Consider the following 20,498-nt stretch of genomic DNA (forward strand, 5'->3'; position numbering starts at 1 on the left):
GAGGATGCCGCCATGAGCGGCACTGCCACCGAACCTATCGTCCCCACCCCCGACCAGGTCGCCCGCGCGCCCAAGGTCGTCCTGCACGACCACCTCGACGGCGGGCTGCGCCCGGCGACGATCCTCGAGCTGGCTCACGAGGTGGGCCACGAGCTGCCGGCGGGCACCGTCGAGTCGCTCGCGCGCTGGTTCGCGGAGTCGGCCGACTCGGGGTCGCTGGAGCGCTACCTCGAGACCTTCGCCCACACGGTCGCGGTGATGCAGACGGCGCCGGCGCTGACCCGGGTGGCCCGCGAGTTCGTCGAGGACCTGGTCGCCGACGGGGTCGTCTACGCCGAGGTGCGCTACGCCCCCGAGCAGCACGTCGAGGAGGGGCTGAGCCTCGACGAGGTGGTCGCGGCGGTGCAGCAGGGCATCGACGAGGCGGTCGTCGCCGCCGACGGCGCGATCGTGGTGCGCCAGCTGCTGACGGCGATGCGCCACCAGGCCCGGTCGATGGAGATCGCCGAGCTCGCGGTGGCCTGGCGCGACCGCGGCGTGGCCGGCTTCGACATCGCCGGCGCCGAAGCCGGCTACCCCCCGACCCGCCACCTCGACGCCTTCGAGTACCTCCAGCGCGAGAACGGGCACTTCACCATCCACGCCGGCGAGGCCTTCGGGCTGCCCTCGATCTGGCAGGCGCTGCAGTGGTGCGGGGCCGACCGGCTCGGGCACGGTGTGCGCATCGTCGACGACATCGAGGTCGCGGGCGACGGCAGCGTCAAGCTGGGCCGGCTGGCGGCGTACGTGCGCGACCGGCGGGTGCCGCTCGAGCTGTGCCCGGCCAGCAACGTGCAGACCGGGGCGGCGACCTCGATCGCCGAGCACCCGATCGGGCTGCTGACGCGGCTGCGCTTCCGGGTCACGGTCAACACCGACAACCGGCTGATGTCGGACACGTCGATGACCAAGGAGATGACCGCGCTCGTCGACGCGTTCGGCTACACCCTCGACGACCTGCGCTGGTTCACGATCAACGCGATGAAGTCGGCCTTCCTGCCCTTCGACGAGCGGCTGGCGATCATCGACGAGGTCATCAAGCCCGGGTACGCCGCCCTGGCCGCGGAGGGCGCATGAGCCTCGCGCTGAGCGTGGTGATGCTGGGCGCCGCGGTGCTGGCGCTGCTCGTCGGCGTGGTCCTGGCCGCCCGCGGCCTGCACCAGCGGCGCGAGGCGGCCGGCTTCGGCGAGCGCTCCGAGCCGACCACGGCCGAGGTGCTCGAGTCGCTGCCCAAGGACGTGGCGATGGCCGGCGAGCCGGTCACCATCTACTACCAGCAGCTGCGCTACCGCGCCGGTGAGCGCGACGTCGAGGCGCAGACCATGACCGGCGTCGAGCCGCCCGTGCCGCACGTGGGGGAGCAGGTCGAGGTCCGCTACGACCCCCGCCACCCCTCGCGGGTGGTGCTCGCCAGCGCCGACCCCACTGCCGGCGCCGGCGCCACCTCCCTCGCCCTGGCCCGCATCATGCTCGGCCTGGGCATGTCGCTGCCCGTCGCCTGGGTCGTCATCCTCGGCATCGCCCGCACGCTGTAGCGGCCGCCGCGTCGGGGGCGGCGTGCTGACGGCCGAGCAGTCACTTTTGCACCACCGACAGGTCAGTTCTGCACCATCGACCAGTCGCTTTCGCACCCTCGAGAAGGTCTCGAAAAAAGTTTCGATCCGCCTGTGGAAAACGGCTTCTGACCTGGTGCTTTGTCGGTGGGCCCTGAGATACTTCACTCATGGCCACCACCGCGACGCACCCCATCGGCGGCGCTGTCGCGCGGGTGCACGCCACCCTTGACGAGGTGGCCGGTACGCCGGCGTGGTCGATGAGCCAGGCCGCAACAGCAGAAGCGCTGGTCGAGATCGCTCGGGCCGAGGCCCGGTTGGTGGAGGTGCGCTCGCAGCTGTTGTCGCACGCCGAGACGGTGGCGGTGGCGGAGACGAATGCGTCGCCGTCGGTGGCGGTGTGGCACTCCAACGCGACGCGGTCGACGAAGCGGGAGTCGTTCCGCCAGGTCCGCCTGGCCGCGGGTCTGGATCGGTACGACCTGGTGCGGGAGGCACTGGGGCGTGGCGAGGTGGTCGCGGAGCAGGCGTCGGTGATCTGCACGGCGTTGGACGAGCTGCCTGACGACCTCGAGCCGTCGATCTTGGAGCAGGCGACCAAGGCGCTGGTGGCGTACGCGGAGGTCCACGACGCGAAAGCGCTGCGGGTGCTGGGGCGACGCATCCTGGAGGTGGTCGCACCCGAGGTCGCCGAGGCGTGGGAGGCCGAACAGCTCGACCGCGAGGAGCGCGAGGCGGAGAAGTCGGCGGTGTTCCGGATGCGCGAGGACGGCCACGGCCGGATCAAGGGGTCCTTCACGGTGCCGCTGCTGGCCGGGCAGATGCTGGAGCGGGCGCTACTGGCGTTCGCCGCCCCGAAGCACCAGATCGCGAATCGCGCCGCCGCCGATGAAGGCGAGCACGAGGGGCAGAGCGAGGCGCCGGTGCCGGTACGCCGCCCCAGCGCCCAGCGGTTGGGCGCCGCGTTCGTCGAGCTCGTCGAAAGGCTCGACCCCAAGGACCTGCCGAAGGCGGGCGGGGTGAACGCGACCGTCGTGGTGACGATGACCCTCGACTCGCTCAAGGACGGCCTGGCGGCCGCCACTCTCGACACCGGTGACCGGCTCAGCGCCGCCACCGCACGCCGCCTGGCGTGCGAGGCCGGCGTCGTCCCTGTCGTGCTGGGCGGCAAGAGCCAGCCGCTCGACGTAGGTCGCGCGAAGCGGTACTTCACCCCGGGCCAGCGGATCGCGATGGGTATCCGTGACGGCGGCTGCACCGCGAAGGGCTGTGATGCCCCACCGGCGATGTGCCACGGCCACCACGACGACCCCTGGTCGTGCCACGGCCACACCGACCTCGACCGGGGGCGGCTGTTGTGTCCCTACCACCATCGCCGCATTCACGATCCCGAGTACGAGGCCGACGTCGGCGCCGACAACCAGGTCACCTTCCACCGACGAACCTAGGCTCCTCCTGAGTGGCGGCGAGGCGACAGCTCTCGCGCCGCCGTGGTGCGAGAGTGCCGTCGTGCGTCTCTTGCGATCCGAGGTGGCCCGGTGGCTGCTGGTCAGCGTGGCGGTCCTCTGCCTCGGGGTGGGTGGCATGGTGCGCACGCCCGGCACCGCGCACGCCACCTGGGGCGAGGTCGCCGGCTTCGGGTTCACGATGGGTAGCGGCGAGTGCTACCTGACGGTCTCCTACTCCGTCGACGGCACCGCCTTCCGTCTCCGGACCCCCCAGCAGGAGCGATGGTGCGACTACAGCCTGGCGAGCCGGCCCCGCGGATTCGTCGGCACCGTCCCCCTCCCCGTCCTCGTCTACTACGACGCAGCCGATCCCGGGTCCGCGACGCTGACCCCCCGGGGTGCTGTCCCCGGCGCGACGGCGCTCGTCGGCCTGTCCGGCATCGCCGTCGTCGGTCTGCATCTGCTGCGTCGCCGGCGCCGGAGCGATCTTCCTCGCTCGGCCCCGGACCCTGCCGAGCACGCGGCTCCCGAGCACTGAGCGGGACGCCGTGGCGTCAGCCGGCGAGCCAGCGTGGGGTGACCACGAACCACGGCGTGCGCCAGCGACCGAACGGCAGCCGGCCGGTCTCGAACGCCTCCCGGGTCACGCGCATCGTCGCGCCGCGCGCGGGGTCCCACACCACCAGCTCCTCGCCGCCGGCGCCGACCACCAGCACCACGTGGCGCGGCAACAGTCGGGAGCCGACGTACAGCGGCAGCGGCACACCGTGGCGCGCCAGCACCAGCAGCGAGTCGAATGACCCGGCGCCGAGGCGCAGCAGCCGGGTGCACCACCGCCCGCCGGGCCGGCGCCCCAGCCGCCGCCCGACCGCCCACGGGGGAGTGCCCAGCAGTCGCGGCCACGGGGCCCCCACCCGGCCGGCGTCCCGCAGCCCGGTCACCTCGCGGTGCGTGCGTTGCACCTCGGCGGGCCAGAGGCCGGGGTCGGCGCGCAGCCGGGCGTCGTACGACGCGTCGGTGAGCATCGTCGCCACGACCAGGCAGGCGGCGCCGCAGGAGCGCTGGTCGGGCTGGCGGTGCGGCCAGCGCCCGCCAGCCACGGAGTCAGACACGGTCGGGGCGCAGCGCCGCGACCTGCGCGAGCGCCTCGGTCGGCGAGACCGGCTCGCAGCCCTTCGCCACCGCGTCGGCGACCACACCGCGCTGGGCCCGGGCCAGGGCCAGACCGCGGCGTACCAGCACCAGCGGCGGCTTGCGCCGCTCGCGCAGGTCGCGGGTCAGCCGCAGCCAGAACGTGCGCGCCGTGCTGCGCCTGATGCAGTACGCCGCTCCCAGCAGGCCGGCGACGCGCGCCGGCTCCACCACGTCGGGCGCGAAGATGCCCTCGGCCACGAAGAGCGGGGCCCCGCCCAGGTCGACCGGGCGCCACCCGGTGCGGCCGTTGCGCGCGATCTCGTAGATCGGCACCTCGGCGCGGCCGGTCTCGCAGAGCTCGCGCATGGTCGCCAGGGCGTCGGCCGGGAGCCACGAGTCGGGGTGGTCCCAGTCGACGATCCCGGCGTTGGGGCCCTCGGTGATGCGGGGCAGCGTCGGGTCGTCGCCGTCCTTGTAGAAGTCGTCGAGGCGCAGCACCGGCAGGCCGAGGCGTTCGGCGAGCCGGGACTTGCCCGACCCCGAGGGGCCGGCCAGGACGATGACCTGGGCGAGCAGGGCGCTCACACCCCCATGGGGTGCCAGACCGTCTTGGTCTCCAGGAACGCCGTCATCGGCTCGAGGCCGGGCTCGGCGCTCCAGTCGGGCTCGGCGGCGGGCGCGCGGCGCACCCGCTTGAGGTTGTCGGCGGCCGCGACCTCGAGGTCGGTGGCCAGGGCGGCGTCACCCGCGACCCCGGTCAGGTCGATGGCGTTGACGTCCATGTGGGCGGCCAGCCACGGCGCCACGGTGGCCGCCTTGCCGGTCAGGACGTTGACCACGCCGCCGGGCACGTCGCTGGTGGCGAGCACCTCGGCGAGGTTCACCGCGGGCAGCGGGCGCGAGTAGGAGGAGACCAGCACGGCGGTGTTGCCGCTGACGATCACCGGCGCCAGCACCGAGACCAGGCCCAGCAGCGAGGAGCGCTCGGGGGCGAGCACCGCCACGACACCGGTCGGCTCGGGGGTGGAGAGGTTGAAGAACGGCCCGGCGACGGGGTTGGCGTTGCCGACCACCTGGGCGAGCTTGTCGGCCCACCCGGCGTACCAGACCCAGCGGTCGACGGCCTCGTCGACGACCCGCTCGGCCTTGCTGCCCGAGAGGCCCTCGGACTGCTGGACGGCCTGCACGAACTGCGGGCGGCGGTCCTCCATCACCTCGGCGACGCGGTAGAGGATCTGCGCCCGGTTGTAGGCGGTGCGCCCGGCCCAGCCGGCCTGGGCCTTGCGGGCGGCGCCCACGGCGTCGCGGGCGTCCTTGCGCGAGGCGAGGGCGGCGTTGGCCACGAAGGCCCCCTTGTGGTCGTTGACGACGTAGGAGTAGCCCGACTCCGAGCGGGGGAAGGCCCCGCCGATGAAGAGCTTGTAGGTCTTGCGGACGTCGATGCGGCTGCTCACGCGTCGGCTCCCTTCAGGTAGGCGGCGAGGCCGTGGCGCCCGCCCTCGCGGCCGTAGCCCGACTCCTTGTAGCCGCCGAAGGGGCTGGTGGGGTCGAACTTGTTGAACGTGTTGGCCCAGACCACGCCGGCGCGCAGGCGCCCGGCGATGTCGAGGATGCGCGAGCCCTTGTCGGTCCAGATCCCCGCCGACAGCCCGTACGGCGTGTTGTTGGCCTTCTCGACCGCCTCGCTGGGGGTGCGGAAGGTCAGCACCGACAGCACGGGGCCGAAGATCTCCTCGCGCGCGATCCGGTGCGCCTGGCTGACCCCGGTGAAGACCGTGGGCGGGAACCAGAAGCCGTTGGCGGGCAGCTCGCACTCGGGCGACCAGCGCCCGGCGCCCTCGGCCTCGCCGATGTCGGAGAGCTCGTGGATGCGGGCGAGCTGGGCGGCGGAGTTGATGGCGCCCACGTCGGTGTTCTTGTCGAGCGGGTCGCCCAGGCGCAGCGTCGACATCCGGCGCTTGAGGCGCTCGAGCACCTCGTCGGCCACCGACTCCTGCACCAGCAGCCGCGAGCCGGCGCAGCACACGTGGCCCTGGTTGAAGAAGATGCCGTTGACGATGCCCTCGACCGCCTGGTCCATCGGTGCGTCGTCGAAGACGATGTTGGCGGCCTTGCCGCCCAGCTCGAGGGTGACCTTCTTGTTGCTGCCGGCGACGGTGCGGGCGATGGCCTTGCCGACGCCGGTGGAGCCGGTGAAGGCGACCTTGTCGATGCCCGGGTGGCCCACCAGCGTCTCGCCGGTGGCGCCGGCGCCGGTGATGATGTTGACCACGCCCGGGGGCAGATCGGCCTGCTGGCAGATCTCGGCGAAGAGCAGCGCCGTCAGCGGCGTCGTCTCGGCCGGCTTGAGCACCACGGTGTTGCCGCAGGCCAGGGCCGGGGCGATCTTCCAGGCCAGCATCAGCAGCGGGAAGTTCCACGGGATGACCTGGCCGGCGACGCCGAGCGGGGTGCTGCCGTAGCCGGAGTGCTCGAGCTTGTCGGCCCAGCCGGCGTAGTAGAAGAAGAACGCGGCCGCGGTCGGCACGTCGACGTCGCGCGACTCCTTGATCGGCTTGCCGTTGTCGATCGTCTCCAGCACCGAGATCTCGCGGGCGCGCTCCTGCAGGATGCGCGCGATCCGGTAGAGGTACTTGGCGCGCTCGCGCCCGAGCATCGGGCCCCAGACCTTGTCGTAGGCCTTGCGGGCGGCCTTGACCGCGGCGTCGACGTCGGAGGCGTCGGCCTCGGCGACCTCGGCGAGCACCTCCTCGGTGGCCGGGTTGACCGTCTTGAAGGGGGTGCCGTGGCCGTCGGTGAACTCGCCGTTGACGAAGAGCCCGTAGGAGCCCTTGATGTCGACGATCGAGCGGGACTCGGGGGCGGGGGCGTACTCGAAGATGCTCATGCGATCAGTCCAGGGTGAAGTAGTCGGGGCCGGAGTAGCGGCCGGTGCGCATCTTGGTGCGCTGCATCAGCAGGTCGTTGAGCAGCGTGGAGGCCCCGAAGCGGAACCAGTCGGGGTCGAGCCAGTCGGGGCCGGCGACCTCGTTGACGGTCACCAGGTACTTGATCGCGTCCTTGGCGGTGCGGATGCCGCCGGCGGGCTTGACGCCCACCATCTGCCCGGTCGCCGCGCGCCAGTCGCGCACCGCCTCGAGCATGATCATGGTCACCGGCAGGGTCGCTGCCGGCTGGGTCTTGCCGGTGGAGGTCTTGATGAAGTGGCCGCCGGCCATCATCGCCAGCCACGAGGCACGACGGACGTTGTCGTAGGTCTGCAGCTCGCCGGTCTCGAAGATGACCTTGAGGTGCGCGGGCCCGCAGGCCTCCCTGACGGCCACGATCTCCTCGAAGACCTCGAGGTAGCGACCCGAGAGGAACGCGCCACGGTCGATGACCATGTCGATCTCGTCGGCGCCGGCCGCGACGGCGTCACGGGTGTCGGCGAGCTTGATCTCGCGCGAGGCGCGGCCGCTGGGGAACGCGGTGGCCACGGCGGCGACGTGGACGCCGCTGTCGCCGAGGGTCCGGCGGGCGGTGGCCGCCAGGTCGCCGTACACGCACACGGCCGCGACCGACGGGCAGGTCGGGTCGGCGGGGTCGGGGCGCACGGCCTTGGAGGCCAGCGCGCGGACCTTGCCGTCGGTGTCGGCCCCCTCGAGGGTGGTCAGGTCGACCATCCGGATGGCCAGGTCGAGCGCCTGCGCCTTCGCGGTCGTCTTGATCGACCGCGTGCCGAGCGAGGCGGCGCGGGCGTCGGCGCCGACCTGGTCGACTCCGGGCAGACCGTGCAGGAACCGGCGCAGGGAGGCGTCGGAGCGGGTGACGTCCGAGAAGTCCCCGCCGGGTGCGGAGCCGGTGGCGGCGGTGGCGGCCGGGGCGTCCGTGGTGGGCGTGGTGGGCATTGGACCAGCATAGGGTTGGCGGCCGACGGCGCCACAACCGTCGGATCGCACGTGCACGCCCCACGACAGGAGCACCCCCGGATGAGCGCCCCGCAGGAGTACGTCGAGGTCTTCAAGCCGACCAGCGGTCGCATCCTCGGCGTGGTCGGCGTGCTGGTCTGCGCCGGGGTGGTCGCGATCGCCCTGGTCGACCCCGGCTCCGGCATCGGGGTGACGGGCATCGCGGTGGCGGTGCTCGTCGGGGTGCTGGTGCACGGCTCGATGCTCAAGCCGCTCGTGCGCGCCACCGACGACGAGCTCGAGCTGGTCAACCTCTTCGAGACCGTGCGGCTGCCGCTGGCGGCGGTCGAGTCGGTCGTGGTGCGCCAGGTGCTGGCCGTCCGGGTCGGTGACAAGCGCTACGTCTCCCCGGCGGTGGGGCGCACCTTCCGCCAGGCGCTGCGCAAGCCCCGATCGACCCGCGAGCTGGCGATGACCCCGGTGCCCGGCGAGGGCCTGGTCGCTGAGGAGGGCATGAGCTACGCCGACTACGTCGAGGACCGGCTGCGCGAGATGGCCGCGGGCGCCCGCAGCCGGCACCGCGTCAAGATCGCCAGCCCCGAGCAGGCCGCCCTGGCCGCCGACGTCGTACGCCGCCCGGCGCTGGTGCAGATCGGCCTCGTGGTCGCCGCCGGGCTGGTCGCGCTGCTCAGCCTGGTGCTGGGCTGAGCACCGGCTACAGCCCGAGCGCGGCCCGTACGTCGCCGCCGAGCGCGTCGAGGCGGGTGGCCGCCGAGATCCGCGCGGCCTCGACCGGCTCGTCGCGCACCGGCACCACGACCTCGAGGTAGGCCTTGAGCTTGGGCTCGGTGCCGCTGGGGCGCACCACCACCCGGGCGCCGTCGGCGAGGCGGTAGCGCAGCCCCTCGGTCGGGGGCAGGTCGCCGGAGCCCTCCGCCAGGTCGTCGACGCCCTCGACGGCCAGCCCGCCGAGCTCGGTGGGCGGCTGCTCGCGCAGCCGCGCCATGGCGTCGGTGATCAGCGCCAGGTCGTCGACGCGCACGCTGACCTGGTCCGTGGCGTGCAGGCCGTGCTCGGTGGTCAGGTCGTCGAGCAGGTCGAGCAGGGTGCGTCCCTGCGCCTTGGCGTCGGCGGCCATCTCGCAGAGCAGCAGCAGCGCCGAGACGCCGTCCTTGTCGCGCACGTGCTCGGGGTCGCAGCAGTAGCCCAGCGCCTCCTCGTAGCCGAAGGAGAGGCCCTCGACCCGGCCGATCCACTTGAAGCCGGTGAGCGTCTCGGCGTACGGCAGGCCGGCCGCGGCGGCGATCTTGCCGAGCAGGCTCGACGACACGATGCTCGTGGCCAGGGTGCCGGTGACCCCGCGGCGCACCAGGTGCGAGGCCAGCAGCGCGCCGACCTCGTCGCCGCGCAGCATCCGCCAGCCGGTCGGGGTGGGCACGGCGGCGGCGCAGCGGTCGGCGTCGGGGTCGTTGGCCACCACGAGGTCGGCGCCGCAGCGCGCGGCCAGGTCGAGCGCCAGGTCCATCGCCCCCTCCTCCTCGGGGTTGGGGAAGGGCACGGTGGGGAAGTCGGCGTCAGGCTGCTCCTGCTGCTCCACGACCCGCGGGGCCGCGAAGCCGGCGGTCTCGAGCACCTGCGTCACGGTGCTGCCGCCGACTCCGTGCAGCGGCGTGTAGACGACGTCGAGGTCGCGGGGGCCGTCGCCGGCCAGCCCGGCGACGGTGTCGAGGTAGGAGTCGAGGATGTTCTCGTCGAGCACCCGGGCGCCGTCGGCGCGCGGCACCGACGTCAGGTCGCCGACCGCGGCGATCCGCTCGGCGATCTCGGCGTCGGCGGGCGGCACGATCTGGCTGCCGTCGCCGAGGTAGACCTTGTAGCCGTTGTCCTGCGGCGGGTTGTGGCTGGCGGTGACCATCACGCCGGCGACGCAGCCGAGCTCGCGGATGGCGTAGGCCAGCACGGGGGTGGGCAGCGGGCGCGGCAGCAGCCACACGTCGAGCCCGGCGCCGTTGATGATCCCGGCGCTGTCGCGCGCGAACTGCTCGGAGAGGTGGCGGGCGTCGTAGCCGATCACCACCGCGCCGCGACCGGCGTGCCCGCCCTCGGCCTCGGCCACCAGGTACGCCGCCAGCCCGGCCGCGGCCCGCGAGACCACGACCCGGTTCATCCGGTTGGGGCCGGCCCCCATGGCGCCGCGCAGGCCGGCCGTGCCGAACTCCAGGGTGCCGTCGAAGCGGTCGGCGAGCTCGGCCGAGGCGGCCTCGTCGCCCGACCCGGCGGCCGCGACGAGCCGCTCGAGCTCCTCACGCGTCGTCGGGTCGGGGTCGGCGTCGGCCCAGGCGCGGGCGCGGTCGAGCAGCTCGGTCGAGGAGGTCGGCGAGGTCATGCCCGCACGCTAGCCCCTGGTGGGGGGTCCTGCCCGGGGGAGGTGTCGGCGCCCGCGCCTAGGATCGAGGGGTGAAGCGACGATGAGCAAGATGGACGCCCTGCGGGCGATGCGCGAGGCCAAGTACGAGGCTGCGCAGAAGGCCACCCAGAAGACCCAGAAGACGGGGCAGAAGCCGCCCCAGGCGCGCACCCGGCCCCCGGTGGCCCCGCCCGCCGCGAGGCCGGCGGCCGAGGCGCAGCCCGAGAAGACGGACGCCGCGCAGCCTGACGCCCTGTGCGGGCACCGCAACATGAGCGGGCGCACCTGCACCCGCGAGCACGGCCACGCGGCCAAGAGCCACCGCTACTCCTGAGCGACCCCAGGGGCCCGGGCGCGGGCGGCCTCAGCGGTCGATCGAGCTCATGTCGCCGTAGCGCTCGCCGACGACCGCCTCGCGCGGCACGGCGGCGGCCAGCGCGCCCAGGTCGTCGTCGGTGAGCACCACCTCGAGAGCGCCCACGTTCTCCTCGAGGTAGGGGATCCGCTTGGTGCCGGGGATCGGGGCGACGTCCGGCCCCTGGGCCAGCACCCAGGCCAGCGCCAGCTGGCCGGGCGTGCAGCCCTTGGCCGCGGCGAGCTCGCGCACCCGCTCGACCAGCACCAGGTTGGCGCGCAGCCCCTCGCCGTTCATGCGGGGGAAGTAGCCGGAGCGCCGCGAGTCGCCCTCCTCGAGCGAGTCCTCGGAGGTGATGGCGCCGGTGAGCAGGCCGCGCCCGAGCGGGGAGTAGGGGACCAGGCCGATGCCGAGCTCGCGCAGCGTCGGCAGCACCTCGTCCTCGAGGTCGCGGCTGAAGAGGGAGTACTCGCTCTGCAGCGCCGTGATCGGGTACGTCGCGTGGGCGCGGCGGATGGTCGTGGCCGAGGCCTCCGAGAGGCCGAGGTGGCGGACCTTGCCGGCCTCGACGAGCCCGGCCATCGCGCCCACGGTCTCCTCGATCGGCACGTCGGGGTCGACGCGGTGCTGGTAGTAGAGGTCGATGTGGTCGACGCCCAGGCGCTGCAGGGAGGCGTCGCAGGCGGCGCGGACGTAGTCGGGGCGGCCGTTGATGCCGACCCGGGTGCCGTCGGCGCGGCGCTCGTTGCCGAACTTGGTGGCCAGCTGGACCTCGTCTCGCCGGCCGGCGATGGCGGCCCCGACGAGCTGCTCGTTGGTGAAGGGGCCGTACATGTCGGCGGTGTCGAGGAGGGTGACGCCCAGGTCGAGGGCGCGGTGGATGGTCGCGGTCGCGGTCTGCTCGTCGGAGGTGCCGTAGAACTCCGACATGCCCATGCAGCCCAGGCCCAGGGCCGAGACGGTGAGCGGGGAGGTGGTGCCGAGGGTGCGGGGGTGGATGCCGGTGGAGCCTGTGGGAGTGGTCATGGCCCCACTCAAGACCCTGGAGCGCGCTCCAGGTCAAGCCCCGCCCCGAGGACGACGTCCTCGTAGATGCCGATCTTCTGGTCGATGGCCCCGAGGTGGTCGGTGACCTCGGCCAGCTGTGCCAGCACCACCTGGCGGTGCGCCTGCAGCAGGGTGAGCCGCTCGGCCTCGTTGCCGGCGCCGGCGCGCACCAGGTCGGCGTAGCGGCGCACGTCGCGGATCGGCATGCCGGTGGCGCGCAGCCGGGTCAGCAGCAGCACCCACCGCAGGTCCTGCTCGTCGTAGCGGCGGTGCCCGCTGCTCGCGCGCGGCACCGGGCGCAGCATCAGCCCGTCGCGCTCGTAGTAGCGCAGGGTGTCGGCGCTGAGCCCGCTGCGCTCGGCTGCCTGCGCGATCGAGTAGGTGGGCACCGGGCCAGTCTCGCGCCTGGAGTGCGCTCCAGGTCAAGGTGGCGCGGGGAAGGCTCAGCGTCGGAAGTCCTCGATCTGCCGGCCGAGCTCGACGAAGAGGGCCTGGTTGAGGCCGAAGGCGACCTTGACCTCGTCGACCACCCGGCGGGTGTCGTCGGGGCTGGTGCCGAGCGCGTCGAGGCGGGCCCGGTAGGCGTCCTTGTACGGCTTGGGCTTGGGGATGCCGGGGAAGGCGTAGAACGCGACGCCGCGACCGTCGAGGTCGTGCTCGCGGTCGAGGATGCGGCCGATCGCCTGGCCGCCCGAGAGGTCGCCGAGGTAGCGGGTGTAGTGGTGCGCGCCGAGGAGGCCGCCCCACTCGCCGGCGGCCCGCACCCGCTCGGCGTACGTCGACGCGGCGGGGGAGTCCACCTCGCGCGAGGAGCCCGGTGCCCAGTGCTCGAGGTCGGCGTCGATGGCGCCCAGCCGCTCGAGGGCGGGGTCGTGGACCGCCGCCACGTGGGGGTCGTCGAGGTGCTCGCGCACGGTCGACTCGAGTGCGTCGTAGACCAGCCGCAGCCGCAGCAGGTACGCCGTGTAGCCGGTCGCGCCGATGCGCCCGGCCAGCAGCTCGCTCATGAACAGCGACCCCTCGGCGGCCTCGTGCTCGGCCCGGGAGCCCAGCCGCATGGCGGTGGAGAGCGGCTGGTCGACCTCGGTCGGCTCGGTGATGGTCATCGGTCTCCCCGTGTGGTGGTGGCTCGCGCGCCGAACGGCGGCGTCGTGACGGATTGTCAGCACGTTCGTGACGATCTGTCACGACCGGTCTGGACAGGTCAGGTAAGGCTTGCCTCACTAATGTTAGCCTCACCTTACTTTACTCCCTGGAGCGCCGCTCCGCCGTCGACAGGAGCACGCCCGAGATGACGCAGCACCCCCGCCGAGCCGTCTCTCGGGCCCCGGGCGCCGTCCTGGCGGTGCTGCTGCTCGCGACGGGCTGCGGGGCGTCGTTGCCCGGCCCCGACGACCGGGGCGCCCGGGCGAGCAGCGCCGGTGGAGTCCCCACGCTCGCCGAGGTGGACGCGGCGGACCTGCTCACCGACCCCCGCGAGTGGCAGGGCCCGGGCACGGCCGTCGTCAGCGACACCGGCGCCGACCCGGTCGCCGACGAGCCGCGGCCCGAGCTGCCCGTGACCCTCACCGACGTGCAGGGCACCGAGGTGACGGTCACCGACGTCAGCCGGGTGCTGGCCCTGGACGTCTACGGCACCCTCTCGCGCACCGTCGTCGAGCTGGGTCTGGCCGACCGGCTGGTGGGCCGCGACGTGTCCACCCAGCTCGACGAGCTCGACGACCTGCCGCTGGTGACGCAGAACGGCCACGACCTCAACGCCGAGGCGATCCTGGCCCTGGACCCCACGGTGGTGCTGACCGACACCTCGCTGGGCCCCTGGGACGTGGTGCTGCAGCTGCGCGACGCCGGCATCCCCGTCGTCGTCACCGACGCCCACCGCGGCCTCGACAACCTCACCGCGCTCACCGAGCAGGTGGCGGCAGCACTGGGCGTGCCCCGCGCCGGGCAGCGCCTCGCCCGCCGCACCGAGCGACAGGTCGACGCGGTGCGCGCACGCATCGAGGAGGTCGCTCCCGACGCCCTCGACGAGCAGCTGCGCACCGTCTTCCTCTACGCCCGGGGCCAGGCGGGCGTCTACTACATGTTCGGCGAGGGATCCGGCGCGGACGCGCTCATCGAGGCCGTCGGTGCCTACGACGTCGCGGGCGAGATCGGCTGGGCGGGCATGAAGCCGGTGACCGACGAGGGCATCGTGGCCGCGCAGCCCGACCTGGTGCTGATGATGAGCGGTGGCCTCGAGTCGGCCGGCGGGGTCGAGGGCCTGCTCGAGCGCTTCCCGGCCCTGGCCAGCACCCCGGCCGGGGAGCGGCGCCGCTTCGTGGACATGGACGACGCCCAGGTCCTCGGCTACGGCCCCGGCACGGCGGCCGTGCTCGATGCCCTCGCCGTCGCGGTCTACGCGCCGGGAGCACTGCGGTGAGCCTGCTCGTCCAGCGCCCGGCCGCCGCCCACGGCGCGCTCGCCGGGGCGGCGCTGCTCGGAGGTCTGGTCGTGGCGCTGGCCGCCTCCCTGGTCGTCAGCGCCGGCCACGGCCTGCTCGACGTGCCACCGGCCGAGGTCGTCGGCTCGGTGCTGCACCGCCTCGGTCTCGACGTGGGCCCGCTGCCCGCCCATCCCCGCGGCGAGGACACGCTGTGGCAGGTCCGCTTCCCCCGCGTGGTCATGGCGGCGCTGGTGGGCGCCGCGCTGGCCACGGCCGGTGCGCTGATGCAGGGCGTCTTCGGCAACCCGCTCGCCGAGCCCGGCGTCGTCGGGGTGTCCTCGGGCGCGGCCGTCGCCGCCGCCTCGGTCATCGTGCTCGACCTGTCCTTCGCCGGCACCTGGACCATCGCGGTCTGCGCCTTCGTGGGCGGCCTGGTCACCACGCTCCTGGTCTACGTGCTCTCCCGCGACGGCGGGCGCACCGAGGTGGTCACCCTCGTGCTGACCGGCATCGCCATCAACGCGATGACCAGCGCCGGCCTGGCCTTCCTTCTCTTCCTGGGCGACCAGCAGGCCCGCGAGGAGATCGTGTTCTGGACGCTGGGCAGCCTCAACGGCTCGCGGTGGGAGTACGTCGCCGTGGTCGCGCCGCTGGCCGGCGCCGGCCTGGTGGCCGCGGTGCTGCTGACCCGCCAGCTCGACCTGCTCGCCCTCGGCGACCGCGCGGCCCGTCACGTCGGCGTGGACGTCGAGCGGCTGCGCCTGGGGGTCATCGTGGTCGTCGCCGTGCTCACCGCGGCCGCGGTCTCCTTCTGCGGCGTCATCGCCTTCGTCGGTCTCGTGGTGCCCCACCTGGTCCGGCTCGTCGCCGGGCCCGGCCACCGGTTGCTGGTGCCGGCCAGTGCGCTGGGAGGGGCGGTCCTGCTGGTGCTGGCCGACCTGGCCGCCCGCACCGCGGTGGCCTACGCCGACCTGCCCATCGGGATGCTGACCTCGTTGGTCGGCGGCCCGTTCTTCTTCTGGCTGCTGCGCCGGGCCCGGCGCAGCGCGGGCGGCTGGGCGTGAGCGCCGCGGCCGCGCCGGCCCTGCGGGCCACCGGCGTCGGGGTCGCCCTCGGCGGCGCCCGCATCCTCGACGGCGTCGACCTGACGGTGGGGCGCGGCGAGATGGTCGCGCTGGTCGGTCCCAACGGGGCCGGCAAGTCCACCCTGCTGGCGGCGCTCGCGGGCGACGTGGAGCCCACGCACGGCGTCGTCGAGGTCGACGGCGAGCCGCTGGGCTCGTACCGCCCGCGTGCGCTGGCCCGCCGCCGGGCGGTGCTGCTGCAGCAGCAGGGCCTGGCCTTCGGGTTCCGGGTGCACGAGGTGGTCCGGATGGGCCGCTCCCCGTGGCACCGCACCGAGCGGGCGCGGCACGACGACGACGTGGTGCTCGCCGCCATGGCGCGGACCGAGGTCGACCACCTGGCCGAGCGGCTCTTCCCGACCCTGTCGGGCGGGGAGCAGGCGCGCACCAGCTTCGGGCGGGTGCTGGCCCAGCAGGCGCAGGTGGTGCTGCTCGACGAGCCCACGGCCGCGCTCGACGTACGGCACCAGGAGGCCCTGCTGGCCGCGGCCCGCCGGCTCGTGCTGCGCGGCTGCGCGGTGGTCGTGGTGCTCCACGACCTCGCGCTCGCCGCCGCCTGGGCCGACCGGGTCTGCGTGCTGGCCGCCGGACGCGTGCGTGCCGACGGCCCCCCGCGCGAGGTGCTCACCTCCGCCCTGCTCAGCGAGGTCTACGAGCACCCCCTCGAGGTCGTCGACCACGGCGGCGCGCTCCTCGTGGTCCCCGTCCGCCCCGCTCCCGTCCCCGCCGACCACGAGGAGGACCCGTGCCCCACGCACCCCGCCACCTGCTGAGGTCCGTCCTGCTCGGCGCCCTGGCCGTGCTCGCGGCGCTCGCGCCGCTGGTCGTGCTGCCCGCCGCACCCGCCCGCGCCGACTCCCGGGTCAGCGTCGCCGGCCCCGACGGCACCGCGGCGGTCGACCCGACGTACGCCACCCGCCTGACCGTGCGGGGCAGCGGCTTCCAGTCGCTGGCCGGCGGCCACGGCGGCGTCTACGTCTTCTTCGGCCACGTCACCGACGGCTGGCGCCCCAGCCAGGGCGGTGCCACCGGACGTGACTACTTCTACGTGCCCGACGGCGAGGGCCGCGACAACCAGGGCTTCCAGCGCTTCGTGGCGTTCCCCGGGTCCGACACCGCGTCCTCGGCCAACGGCGGCTCGATGACCGCCGGTGGCGGCTGGTCGGCCACGATCACGGTGCCGGGCGCGGTCTTCGAGGCCTTCGACCGCGACGGCGGGGCCCGCACGATCGACTGCCGCAGGCTCACCTGCGGCATCCTGACGGTGGGTGCCCACGGCGTCGTCAACGCGCGCAACGAGACCTTCACGCCCGTCGCCGTCCGCGACCTGCAGGGCGGCGGCGAGCAGCAGGGCGCCGCCCCCACCAGCCCCGCGACGGACACCGCCGACGACGACACGGAGCCGGCCCCCACGACCGGTACGTCGAGCCCCGGCCCTGGCCGCGCCGGGGACGACGAGCCCGAGCCCGAGCCCGGGCTCGAGGTCGACCGCGCCTCGGCCGTCGCCGGACGGGTGCTGGCCTTCTCGGGCGCCGGGCTGGCCCCGGGAGCCCAGGTCAGCGCCGTGCTCGACGACGGGCTGTCGGCCGTCGGCCCGCTCCAGGCCGGTGCCGACGGCCGGCTGGCGGGAGTCATCACGCTGCCCGCCGACCTGCCCGCGGGCACCCACGAGCTGCGGCTGCACACGGGCGCGGACGCGGCGCCCACGGTGCGCTTCGCGGTGGCGGCGGCCCCGGTGCCCGTGGCTCCCGACGTCGAGCAGGCCCCGGGGCTCTTCGGCCAGGAGCGCGCGGCCGCCGCCTTCCTCGCCCTGGCGCTGGTGGTGCTGGCGCTGGCCGTGCTGCGCCTGCTGCTGCCCCGGCTCTCGTGGCTGCCCCGCCCCTCCGGACCGAGGAGGCGTCGTGCGGCGGCGGCCTGAGCGCGCCCTGGCCGGCCTCGCGGTCGCGGGAGCGGTGCTGCTCACGGCACTGCCCACCGCCACCGCCGCCACTTCCGCCACCGAGGAGCCGGTGGGCGTCGACGACGCGGTGCTGCGGTGGGGCATCAACAACGAGACGCACAACCGCGCCCACGCACCGGACACCTACAACTTCCTCTCGGCGGGGCGGACCCCCGACCCGGGCCGCGGCGGCCAGCGGCTCGACCGCGCCGACTGGCAGCGCCGGGCGGGAGCGGTGCGCATCGAGAAGTGGGACGGGCGGTCCTGGCGGCGCGCCACCTGGGCCGGGCTGTCCACCGACAGCGACGGCCGGACGCTGGGCTCCCCGGCCGGCGGCACGTTCAGCAACCACACCTTCGTCATCGAGGGCGGCGAGGGCGTCGTGGACGTCGCTGCCGGCACCGCCACGTTGTCGTGGGAGGGCGAGGTGAGCGTCCTCTACTACTCCGGGATGTCCTTCTTCCACCTCGCCGACCCCGAGCTCGTCGTCGAGGAGGGCGCCGCCACGCTGACCGCGACGATGAGCGGCTTCGCCTCCTCGCAGGCCGACCCCGACGTGTGGGAGGAGGTGGCGCCCTCGGAGGTGGTGGTCGCCGACCTGCCGGGCGTCGACGTCGCCGACCTGGTGGGCGAGGGCCTCAGCGCCCAGCCGGCGTACGAGGGCGTGCGCGTCAGCGGCGTGCCCCAGCAGACCGAGGGCTCGCAGTGGGGCTCGTTCCCGCAGTCGTGGGTCGACTACGCCGACCGGCTCGGTGCGGCCGCCTTCTGGTACTCCAGCGGCGGCACGACGGACGCCTTCAAGGTCCCGCTGCCGGTCTCCGTCGGCGTCGGTGGCGCCGAGCCCGAGACGCCGGTCGACACCCCCCAGACCCCGGCCCCGGGGCCGGCGGTGCCCACGGCGTCGTCGCCCCCGACCAGCGCACCGCCGGTCGCGACGACCGCTGCGCGAGCGTCGGCGACGAGCCCTGCGGCAACCCCGGCCCCGGTCGCGGCGCCCGCGGCGCCCACCCCCTCCACCGGTCCCACGACGTACGCCGCCCCGCCGGCGTGGTCCGCGACCGCCGCTCGTCCGACCGCGGCCACGCCGTCGTCGGCAGCCGGCCCCACCGCCCCTGCGTGGTGGGCCGGCGGTGCGCTGCTCCTCGTGGCCGCGCTCCTCCTGCTCGTCCCCACACCCCACCCCGGAAGGAAACCCTGATGCGACAGCTCCTGGTCGTGCCGCTCGTCGGCGCGCTGCTCGGTGCCGGTCTGTCGGTGCCGGCGCACGCCGCGCCGAGCGCCGCCACGTCGGACGTCGACACCCCCGCCCCCGTGCTGCGCTGGGAGGTCTCCCAGCAGTTCGACGACCACCTGTCCACCCACGTCCTGGAGGACGGTGCGAGCGAGGACGCCGAGGGCGTCATCACCTTCCCCGACGGCGTCGGCTCGCACGACCCGGTGACCGGCGTGAGCAGCGTCGCCTACCAGGGCGTGGTGCGCGGCTCGTTCGCCTTCGCGGGCACGGAGTACTACCACGTGCGCATCGAGGACCCGGCGCTCAGCGTCGACGAGGCCGGCCGCGGCGAGCTGACCGCAGTGGTCTCGGCCGGCAACGCGGCCGCGATGGGCAGCTCGGCCGAGGAGACCCAGCCGGCCCGGGTCGTGCTGACCACCTTCAGCGCCGGGACCGAGGACTGGAGCGGCGAGCCCGGTGACCTGGCCTCGCTGGCCGCGACCCCGGACTGGGCCGGCGTGCTGGCCCCCGGCAGCCAGGAGGCCGGCGACCTGGGCCTCGAGGGTGACGAGCCGGTCGACGGACAGGCCTGGAGCCCCGCCTTCCTGGGCCAGGTCACCAGCGGGGTGCGCGCCCACTTCTACGCCTCCGGGTCGGGCTCGGACGCCAAGAAGGCGCCGGCGTCGTTCGTGGCCGAGGCGAGCCGGGCCGCGGCGCCGCCCAGCACGTCGGTCTCGACCGTCTCCGCCGACCGCGACGCCCTGGTGCTGCGGGTCGAGGGCAGCGGCTTCACCGGCGTCACCAACCCCGGCGACGACGGCGTCTACGTGGGGCTCGCGCCGGCCGGCGGCCTGCCCGACGTCGACGACCGCGAGAGCGGCACCGAGGCATTCGCCGCGGTCGCCTGGGTGCCGGCGGCGCAGATGACCGACGGCACGTTCGGGGTCGACCTCGACGCCGACCCCGCCGACCTGGACGACTCCCAGGACTGGTCGGTCTACACCTGGCGGGCCCACACGCACTCGACGACCAGCCAGGACACCGAGCAGCCGGTCGAGATCGACTGGGTCGCCGTCGGCCTGCGCAAGGGGCGCTCGACCCTCCAGGTCGCCACGAAGCGGCAGCCGAGCGCCGCGCGGGCGGGGGTGCTGAAGGTGCGCGTCGCCGGGGAGCACGGGCGGGCCACCGGCACCGTGGTCACCAAGCTCACGAAGGGCGAGCGGACCCGCCGTGTCAGCGACACGCTCAACGGCCGGGGTCGCAGCTCGGTGCGGCTGCCGAAGGTCGCGAAGGGACGCTGGAAGGTGGTCGTGCGCTACACCGGCTCGAACACCTACCAGCGGGCCGTGGACCGCTCCCGCGTCACCGTGCGCTGAGCGCGCGGACCACGAAGTCCTCGACCCGCGCCACCGGCAGGTGGCGCGGGCCGAGGCACGAGTGCACGATCACCACGGCGGCGTCGAGGTCGTCGACCACCAGCTGCCCGCTGCTCGCGCCGCCGGCGAGGACCTCGCGCAGCACCGACTCGACGGCGACCACGTGCTCGCGGATGGCGCCGCGCGAGCGCTGCGGCAGAACGCCGTACAACGCCGGGCCCAGCCCCATGTGGAAGCGCTCGCCGTGCTCGAGGTGGTGACGCACGTAGGTGCGCAGCTGCTCGACAGCGTCCTCGCAGCCCGCGAGCCGCGAGCGCAGCTCGTCGACGTAGCGGTCGGTCTCGTGGCCCGCGAAGGCCACGACCACCGCCTCGGTGTCGGGGAAGTGGCGGTAGATCGCGGTGCGGCCCAGCCCGGCGCGCTCGGCCAGGAGCGCCATCGTGATGGCGTCGAAGCTGCGCTCGGCCATCAGCTCGGCGAACGCCGCGAAGACCCGCTGCCGCAGCTGGTCGCGGTGCTCCTGCAGGGAGCCGGCGTCGATGCGGGGCACG

General features: G+C 74.4%; 22 protein-coding genes. 12 read left to right on the plus strand and 10 right to left on the minus strand.

The window, feature by feature from the left end:
• Window positions 1–12: 12 nt before the first annotated feature.
• From ABKW28_RS00775 to ABKW28_RS00790, 4 genes are all read left to right on the plus strand, one after another.
• A complete protein-coding gene (locus tag ABKW28_RS00775) occupies window positions 13–1,116 on the plus strand; it encodes an adenosine deaminase (protein ID WP_348605650.1) in 1,104 nt (367 codons plus the stop codon).
• Window positions 1,113–1,574, plus strand: coding sequence for a DUF3592 domain-containing protein (locus ABKW28_RS00780; RefSeq protein WP_348605652.1), 462 nt, complete (start codon window positions 1,113–1,115; stop codon window positions 1,572–1,574). The genes ABKW28_RS00775 and ABKW28_RS00780 overlap by 4 nt, the downstream gene beginning before the upstream one ends.
• 188 nt (window positions 1,575–1,762) lie before the next feature.
• The gene (locus ABKW28_RS00785) at window positions 1,763–3,040 is read left to right on the plus strand and encodes a DUF222 domain-containing protein (protein ID WP_348605654.1); all 1,278 of its coding nucleotides are present in this window, start codon (window positions 1,763–1,765) and stop codon (window positions 3,038–3,040) included.
• 61 nt (window positions 3,041–3,101) lie between these two features.
• Window positions 3,102–3,578 carry a hypothetical protein gene (locus ABKW28_RS00790; protein WP_348605656.1) on the plus strand — a complete coding sequence of 159 codons (477 nt, stop codon included), beginning with the start codon at window positions 3,102–3,104 and terminating at the stop codon, window positions 3,576–3,578.
• Window positions 3,579–3,594: 16 nt separating this feature from the next.
• Here ABKW28_RS00790 and ABKW28_RS00795 read toward each other — a convergent pair whose 3' ends face one another.
• The 5 genes from ABKW28_RS00795 to deoC are packed head-to-tail and all read right to left on the minus strand — an operon-like array spanning window position 3,595 to window position 8,061.
• A complete protein-coding gene (locus ABKW28_RS00795) occupies window positions 3,595–4,152 on the minus strand; it encodes a hypothetical protein (RefSeq protein WP_348605658.1) in 558 nt (185 codons plus the stop codon).
• Window positions 4,145–4,759, minus strand: a complete 615-nt coding sequence (locus tag ABKW28_RS00800) for an ATP-binding protein (protein WP_307823049.1) — start codon at window positions 4,757–4,759, stop codon at window positions 4,145–4,147. Before ABKW28_RS00800 ends, ABKW28_RS00795 begins: the two co-directional genes overlap by 8 nt.
• Window positions 4,756–5,628, minus strand: coding sequence for an aldehyde dehydrogenase family protein (locus tag ABKW28_RS00805; protein ID WP_348605660.1), 873 nt, complete (start codon window positions 5,626–5,628; stop codon window positions 4,756–4,758). Before ABKW28_RS00805 ends, ABKW28_RS00800 begins: the two co-directional genes overlap by 4 nt.
• Window positions 5,625–7,061: an aldehyde dehydrogenase family protein gene (locus tag ABKW28_RS00810; protein ID WP_348605662.1), complete on the minus strand. Its 1,437-nt coding sequence runs from the start codon at window positions 7,059–7,061 to the stop codon at window positions 5,625–5,627. Before ABKW28_RS00810 ends, ABKW28_RS00805 begins: the two co-directional genes overlap by 4 nt.
• Before the next feature lie 4 nt (window positions 7,062–7,065).
• The gene (deoC, locus tag ABKW28_RS00815) at window positions 7,066–8,061 is read right to left on the minus strand and encodes a deoxyribose-phosphate aldolase (protein WP_348605665.1); all 996 of its coding nucleotides are present in this window, start codon (window positions 8,059–8,061) and stop codon (window positions 7,066–7,068) included.
• A gap of 81 nt (window positions 8,062–8,142) precedes the next feature.
• Here deoC and ABKW28_RS00820 point away from each other — a divergent pair, with 81 nt between their 5' ends.
• Complete coding sequence (locus ABKW28_RS00820; RefSeq protein WP_348605667.1) at window positions 8,143–8,769, plus strand: hypothetical protein; 627 nt, start codon at window positions 8,143–8,145, stop codon at window positions 8,767–8,769.
• 7 nt (window positions 8,770–8,776) lie between these two features.
• On the opposite strand, the gene ABKW28_RS00825 is transcribed toward ABKW28_RS00820, so the two are convergent.
• Entirely contained in the window at window positions 8,777–10,447 is a 1,671-nt protein-coding gene (locus tag ABKW28_RS00825) for a phospho-sugar mutase (RefSeq protein ID WP_348605669.1), read from the minus strand.
• An 82-nt stretch (window positions 10,448–10,529) separates the two neighbouring features.
• On the opposite strand from ABKW28_RS00825, the gene ABKW28_RS00830 reads away from it, so the two are divergent.
• Window positions 10,530–10,802, plus strand: coding sequence for a hypothetical protein (locus ABKW28_RS00830; RefSeq protein ID WP_348605671.1), 273 nt, complete (start codon window positions 10,530–10,532; stop codon window positions 10,800–10,802).
• A 30-nt stretch (window positions 10,803–10,832) separates the two neighbouring features.
• Here ABKW28_RS00830 and ABKW28_RS00835 read toward each other — a convergent pair whose 3' ends face one another.
• From ABKW28_RS00835 to ABKW28_RS00845, 3 genes are read right to left on the minus strand one after another with little or no spacing between them, the layout of a single operon-like run.
• A complete protein-coding gene (locus tag ABKW28_RS00835) occupies window positions 10,833–11,849 on the minus strand; it encodes an aldo/keto reductase (RefSeq protein ID WP_348605673.1) in 1,017 nt (338 codons plus the stop codon).
• A gap of 8 nt (window positions 11,850–11,857) precedes the next feature.
• The gene (locus ABKW28_RS00840; protein WP_193667075.1) at window positions 11,858–12,259 is read right to left on the minus strand and encodes a MerR family transcriptional regulator; all 402 of its coding nucleotides are present in this window, start codon (window positions 12,257–12,259) and stop codon (window positions 11,858–11,860) included.
• 54 nt (window positions 12,260–12,313) lie between these two features.
• Complete coding sequence (locus ABKW28_RS00845) at window positions 12,314–12,976, minus strand: biliverdin-producing heme oxygenase (protein ID WP_348605675.1); 663 nt, start codon at window positions 12,974–12,976, stop codon at window positions 12,314–12,316.
• Between the two features lie 185 nt (window positions 12,977–13,161).
• Here ABKW28_RS00845 and ABKW28_RS00850 point away from each other — a divergent pair, with 185 nt between their 5' ends.
• Genes ABKW28_RS00850 through ABKW28_RS00875 form a run of 6 tightly spaced genes read left to right on the plus strand, consistent with a single transcriptional unit; the run spans window position 13,162 to window position 19,947 of the window.
• Window positions 13,162–14,292, plus strand: a complete 1,131-nt coding sequence (locus ABKW28_RS00850; protein ID WP_348605677.1) for an ABC transporter substrate-binding protein — start codon at window positions 13,162–13,164, stop codon at window positions 14,290–14,292.
• The gene (locus ABKW28_RS00855) at window positions 14,289–15,359 is read left to right on the plus strand and encodes an iron ABC transporter permease (protein ID WP_348605679.1); all 1,071 of its coding nucleotides are present in this window, start codon (window positions 14,289–14,291) and stop codon (window positions 15,357–15,359) included. The genes ABKW28_RS00850 and ABKW28_RS00855 overlap by 4 nt, the downstream gene beginning before the upstream one ends.
• Before the next feature lie 20 nt (window positions 15,360–15,379).
• Complete coding sequence (locus ABKW28_RS00860; protein ID WP_348605789.1) at window positions 15,380–16,192, plus strand: heme ABC transporter ATP-binding protein; 813 nt, start codon at window positions 15,380–15,382, stop codon at window positions 16,190–16,192.
• The gene (locus tag ABKW28_RS00865) at window positions 16,165–17,337 is read left to right on the plus strand and encodes a hypothetical protein (RefSeq protein WP_348605682.1); all 1,173 of its coding nucleotides are present in this window, start codon (window positions 16,165–16,167) and stop codon (window positions 17,335–17,337) included. Before ABKW28_RS00860 ends, ABKW28_RS00865 begins: the two co-directional genes overlap by 28 nt.
• Entirely contained in the window at window positions 17,321–18,556 is a 1,236-nt protein-coding gene (locus ABKW28_RS00870) for a hypothetical protein (protein WP_348605683.1), read from the plus strand. The genes ABKW28_RS00865 and ABKW28_RS00870 overlap by 17 nt, the downstream gene beginning before the upstream one ends.
• Window positions 18,556–19,947: an HtaA domain-containing protein gene (locus ABKW28_RS00875; RefSeq protein ID WP_348605685.1), complete on the plus strand. Its 1,392-nt coding sequence runs from the start codon at window positions 18,556–18,558 to the stop codon at window positions 19,945–19,947. Before ABKW28_RS00870 ends, ABKW28_RS00875 begins: the two co-directional genes overlap by 1 nt.
• Here the strand turns inward: ABKW28_RS00875 and ABKW28_RS00880 are convergent.
• Complete coding sequence (locus tag ABKW28_RS00880; RefSeq protein ID WP_341229027.1) at window positions 19,934–20,497, minus strand: TetR/AcrR family transcriptional regulator; 564 nt, start codon at window positions 20,495–20,497, stop codon at window positions 19,934–19,936. The genes ABKW28_RS00875 and ABKW28_RS00880 overlap by 14 nt on opposite strands.
• Window position 20,498: the final 1 nt, after the last annotated feature.

Origin of the sequence: Nocardioides sp. 31GB23 (assembly GCF_040012395.1) — a bacterium.
Lineage (GTDB): Bacteria > Actinomycetota > Actinomycetes > Propionibacteriales > Nocardioidaceae > Nocardioides > Nocardioides salarius.

Coding starts and splice junctions, on each gene's coding strand:
- ABKW28_RS00775 (WP_348605650.1), top strand. CDS start 13: ATGAGCGGCACTGCCACCGAACCTATCGTCCCCACCCCCGACCAGGTC.
- ABKW28_RS00780 (WP_348605652.1), top strand. CDS start 1,113: ATGAGCCTCGCGCTGAGCGTGGTGATGCTGGGCGCCGCGGTGCTGGCG.
- ABKW28_RS00785 (WP_348605654.1), top strand. CDS start 1,763: ATGGCCACCACCGCGACGCACCCCATCGGCGGCGCTGTCGCGCGGGTG.
- ABKW28_RS00810 (WP_348605662.1), bottom strand. CDS start 7,061: ATGAGCATCTTCGAGTACGCCCCCGCCCCCGAGTCCCGCTCGATCGTC.
- deoC (WP_348605665.1), bottom strand. CDS start 8,061: ATGCCCACCACGCCCACCACGGACGCCCCGGCCGCCACCGCCGCCACC.
- ABKW28_RS00820 (WP_348605667.1), top strand. CDS start 8,143: ATGAGCGCCCCGCAGGAGTACGTCGAGGTCTTCAAGCCGACCAGCGGT.
- ABKW28_RS00825 (WP_348605669.1), bottom strand. CDS start 10,447: ATGACCTCGCCGACCTCCTCGACCGAGCTGCTCGACCGCGCCCGCGCC.
- ABKW28_RS00830 (WP_348605671.1), top strand. CDS start 10,530: ATGAGCAAGATGGACGCCCTGCGGGCGATGCGCGAGGCCAAGTACGAG.
- ABKW28_RS00835 (WP_348605673.1), bottom strand. CDS start 11,849: ATGACCACTCCCACAGGCTCCACCGGCATCCACCCCCGCACCCTCGGC.
- ABKW28_RS00845 (WP_348605675.1), bottom strand. CDS start 12,976: ATGACCATCACCGAGCCGACCGAGGTCGACCAGCCGCTCTCCACCGCC.
- ABKW28_RS00850 (WP_348605677.1), top strand. CDS start 13,162: ATGACGCAGCACCCCCGCCGAGCCGTCTCTCGGGCCCCGGGCGCCGTC.
- ABKW28_RS00875 (WP_348605685.1), top strand. CDS start 18,556: ATGCGACAGCTCCTGGTCGTGCCGCTCGTCGGCGCGCTGCTCGGTGCC.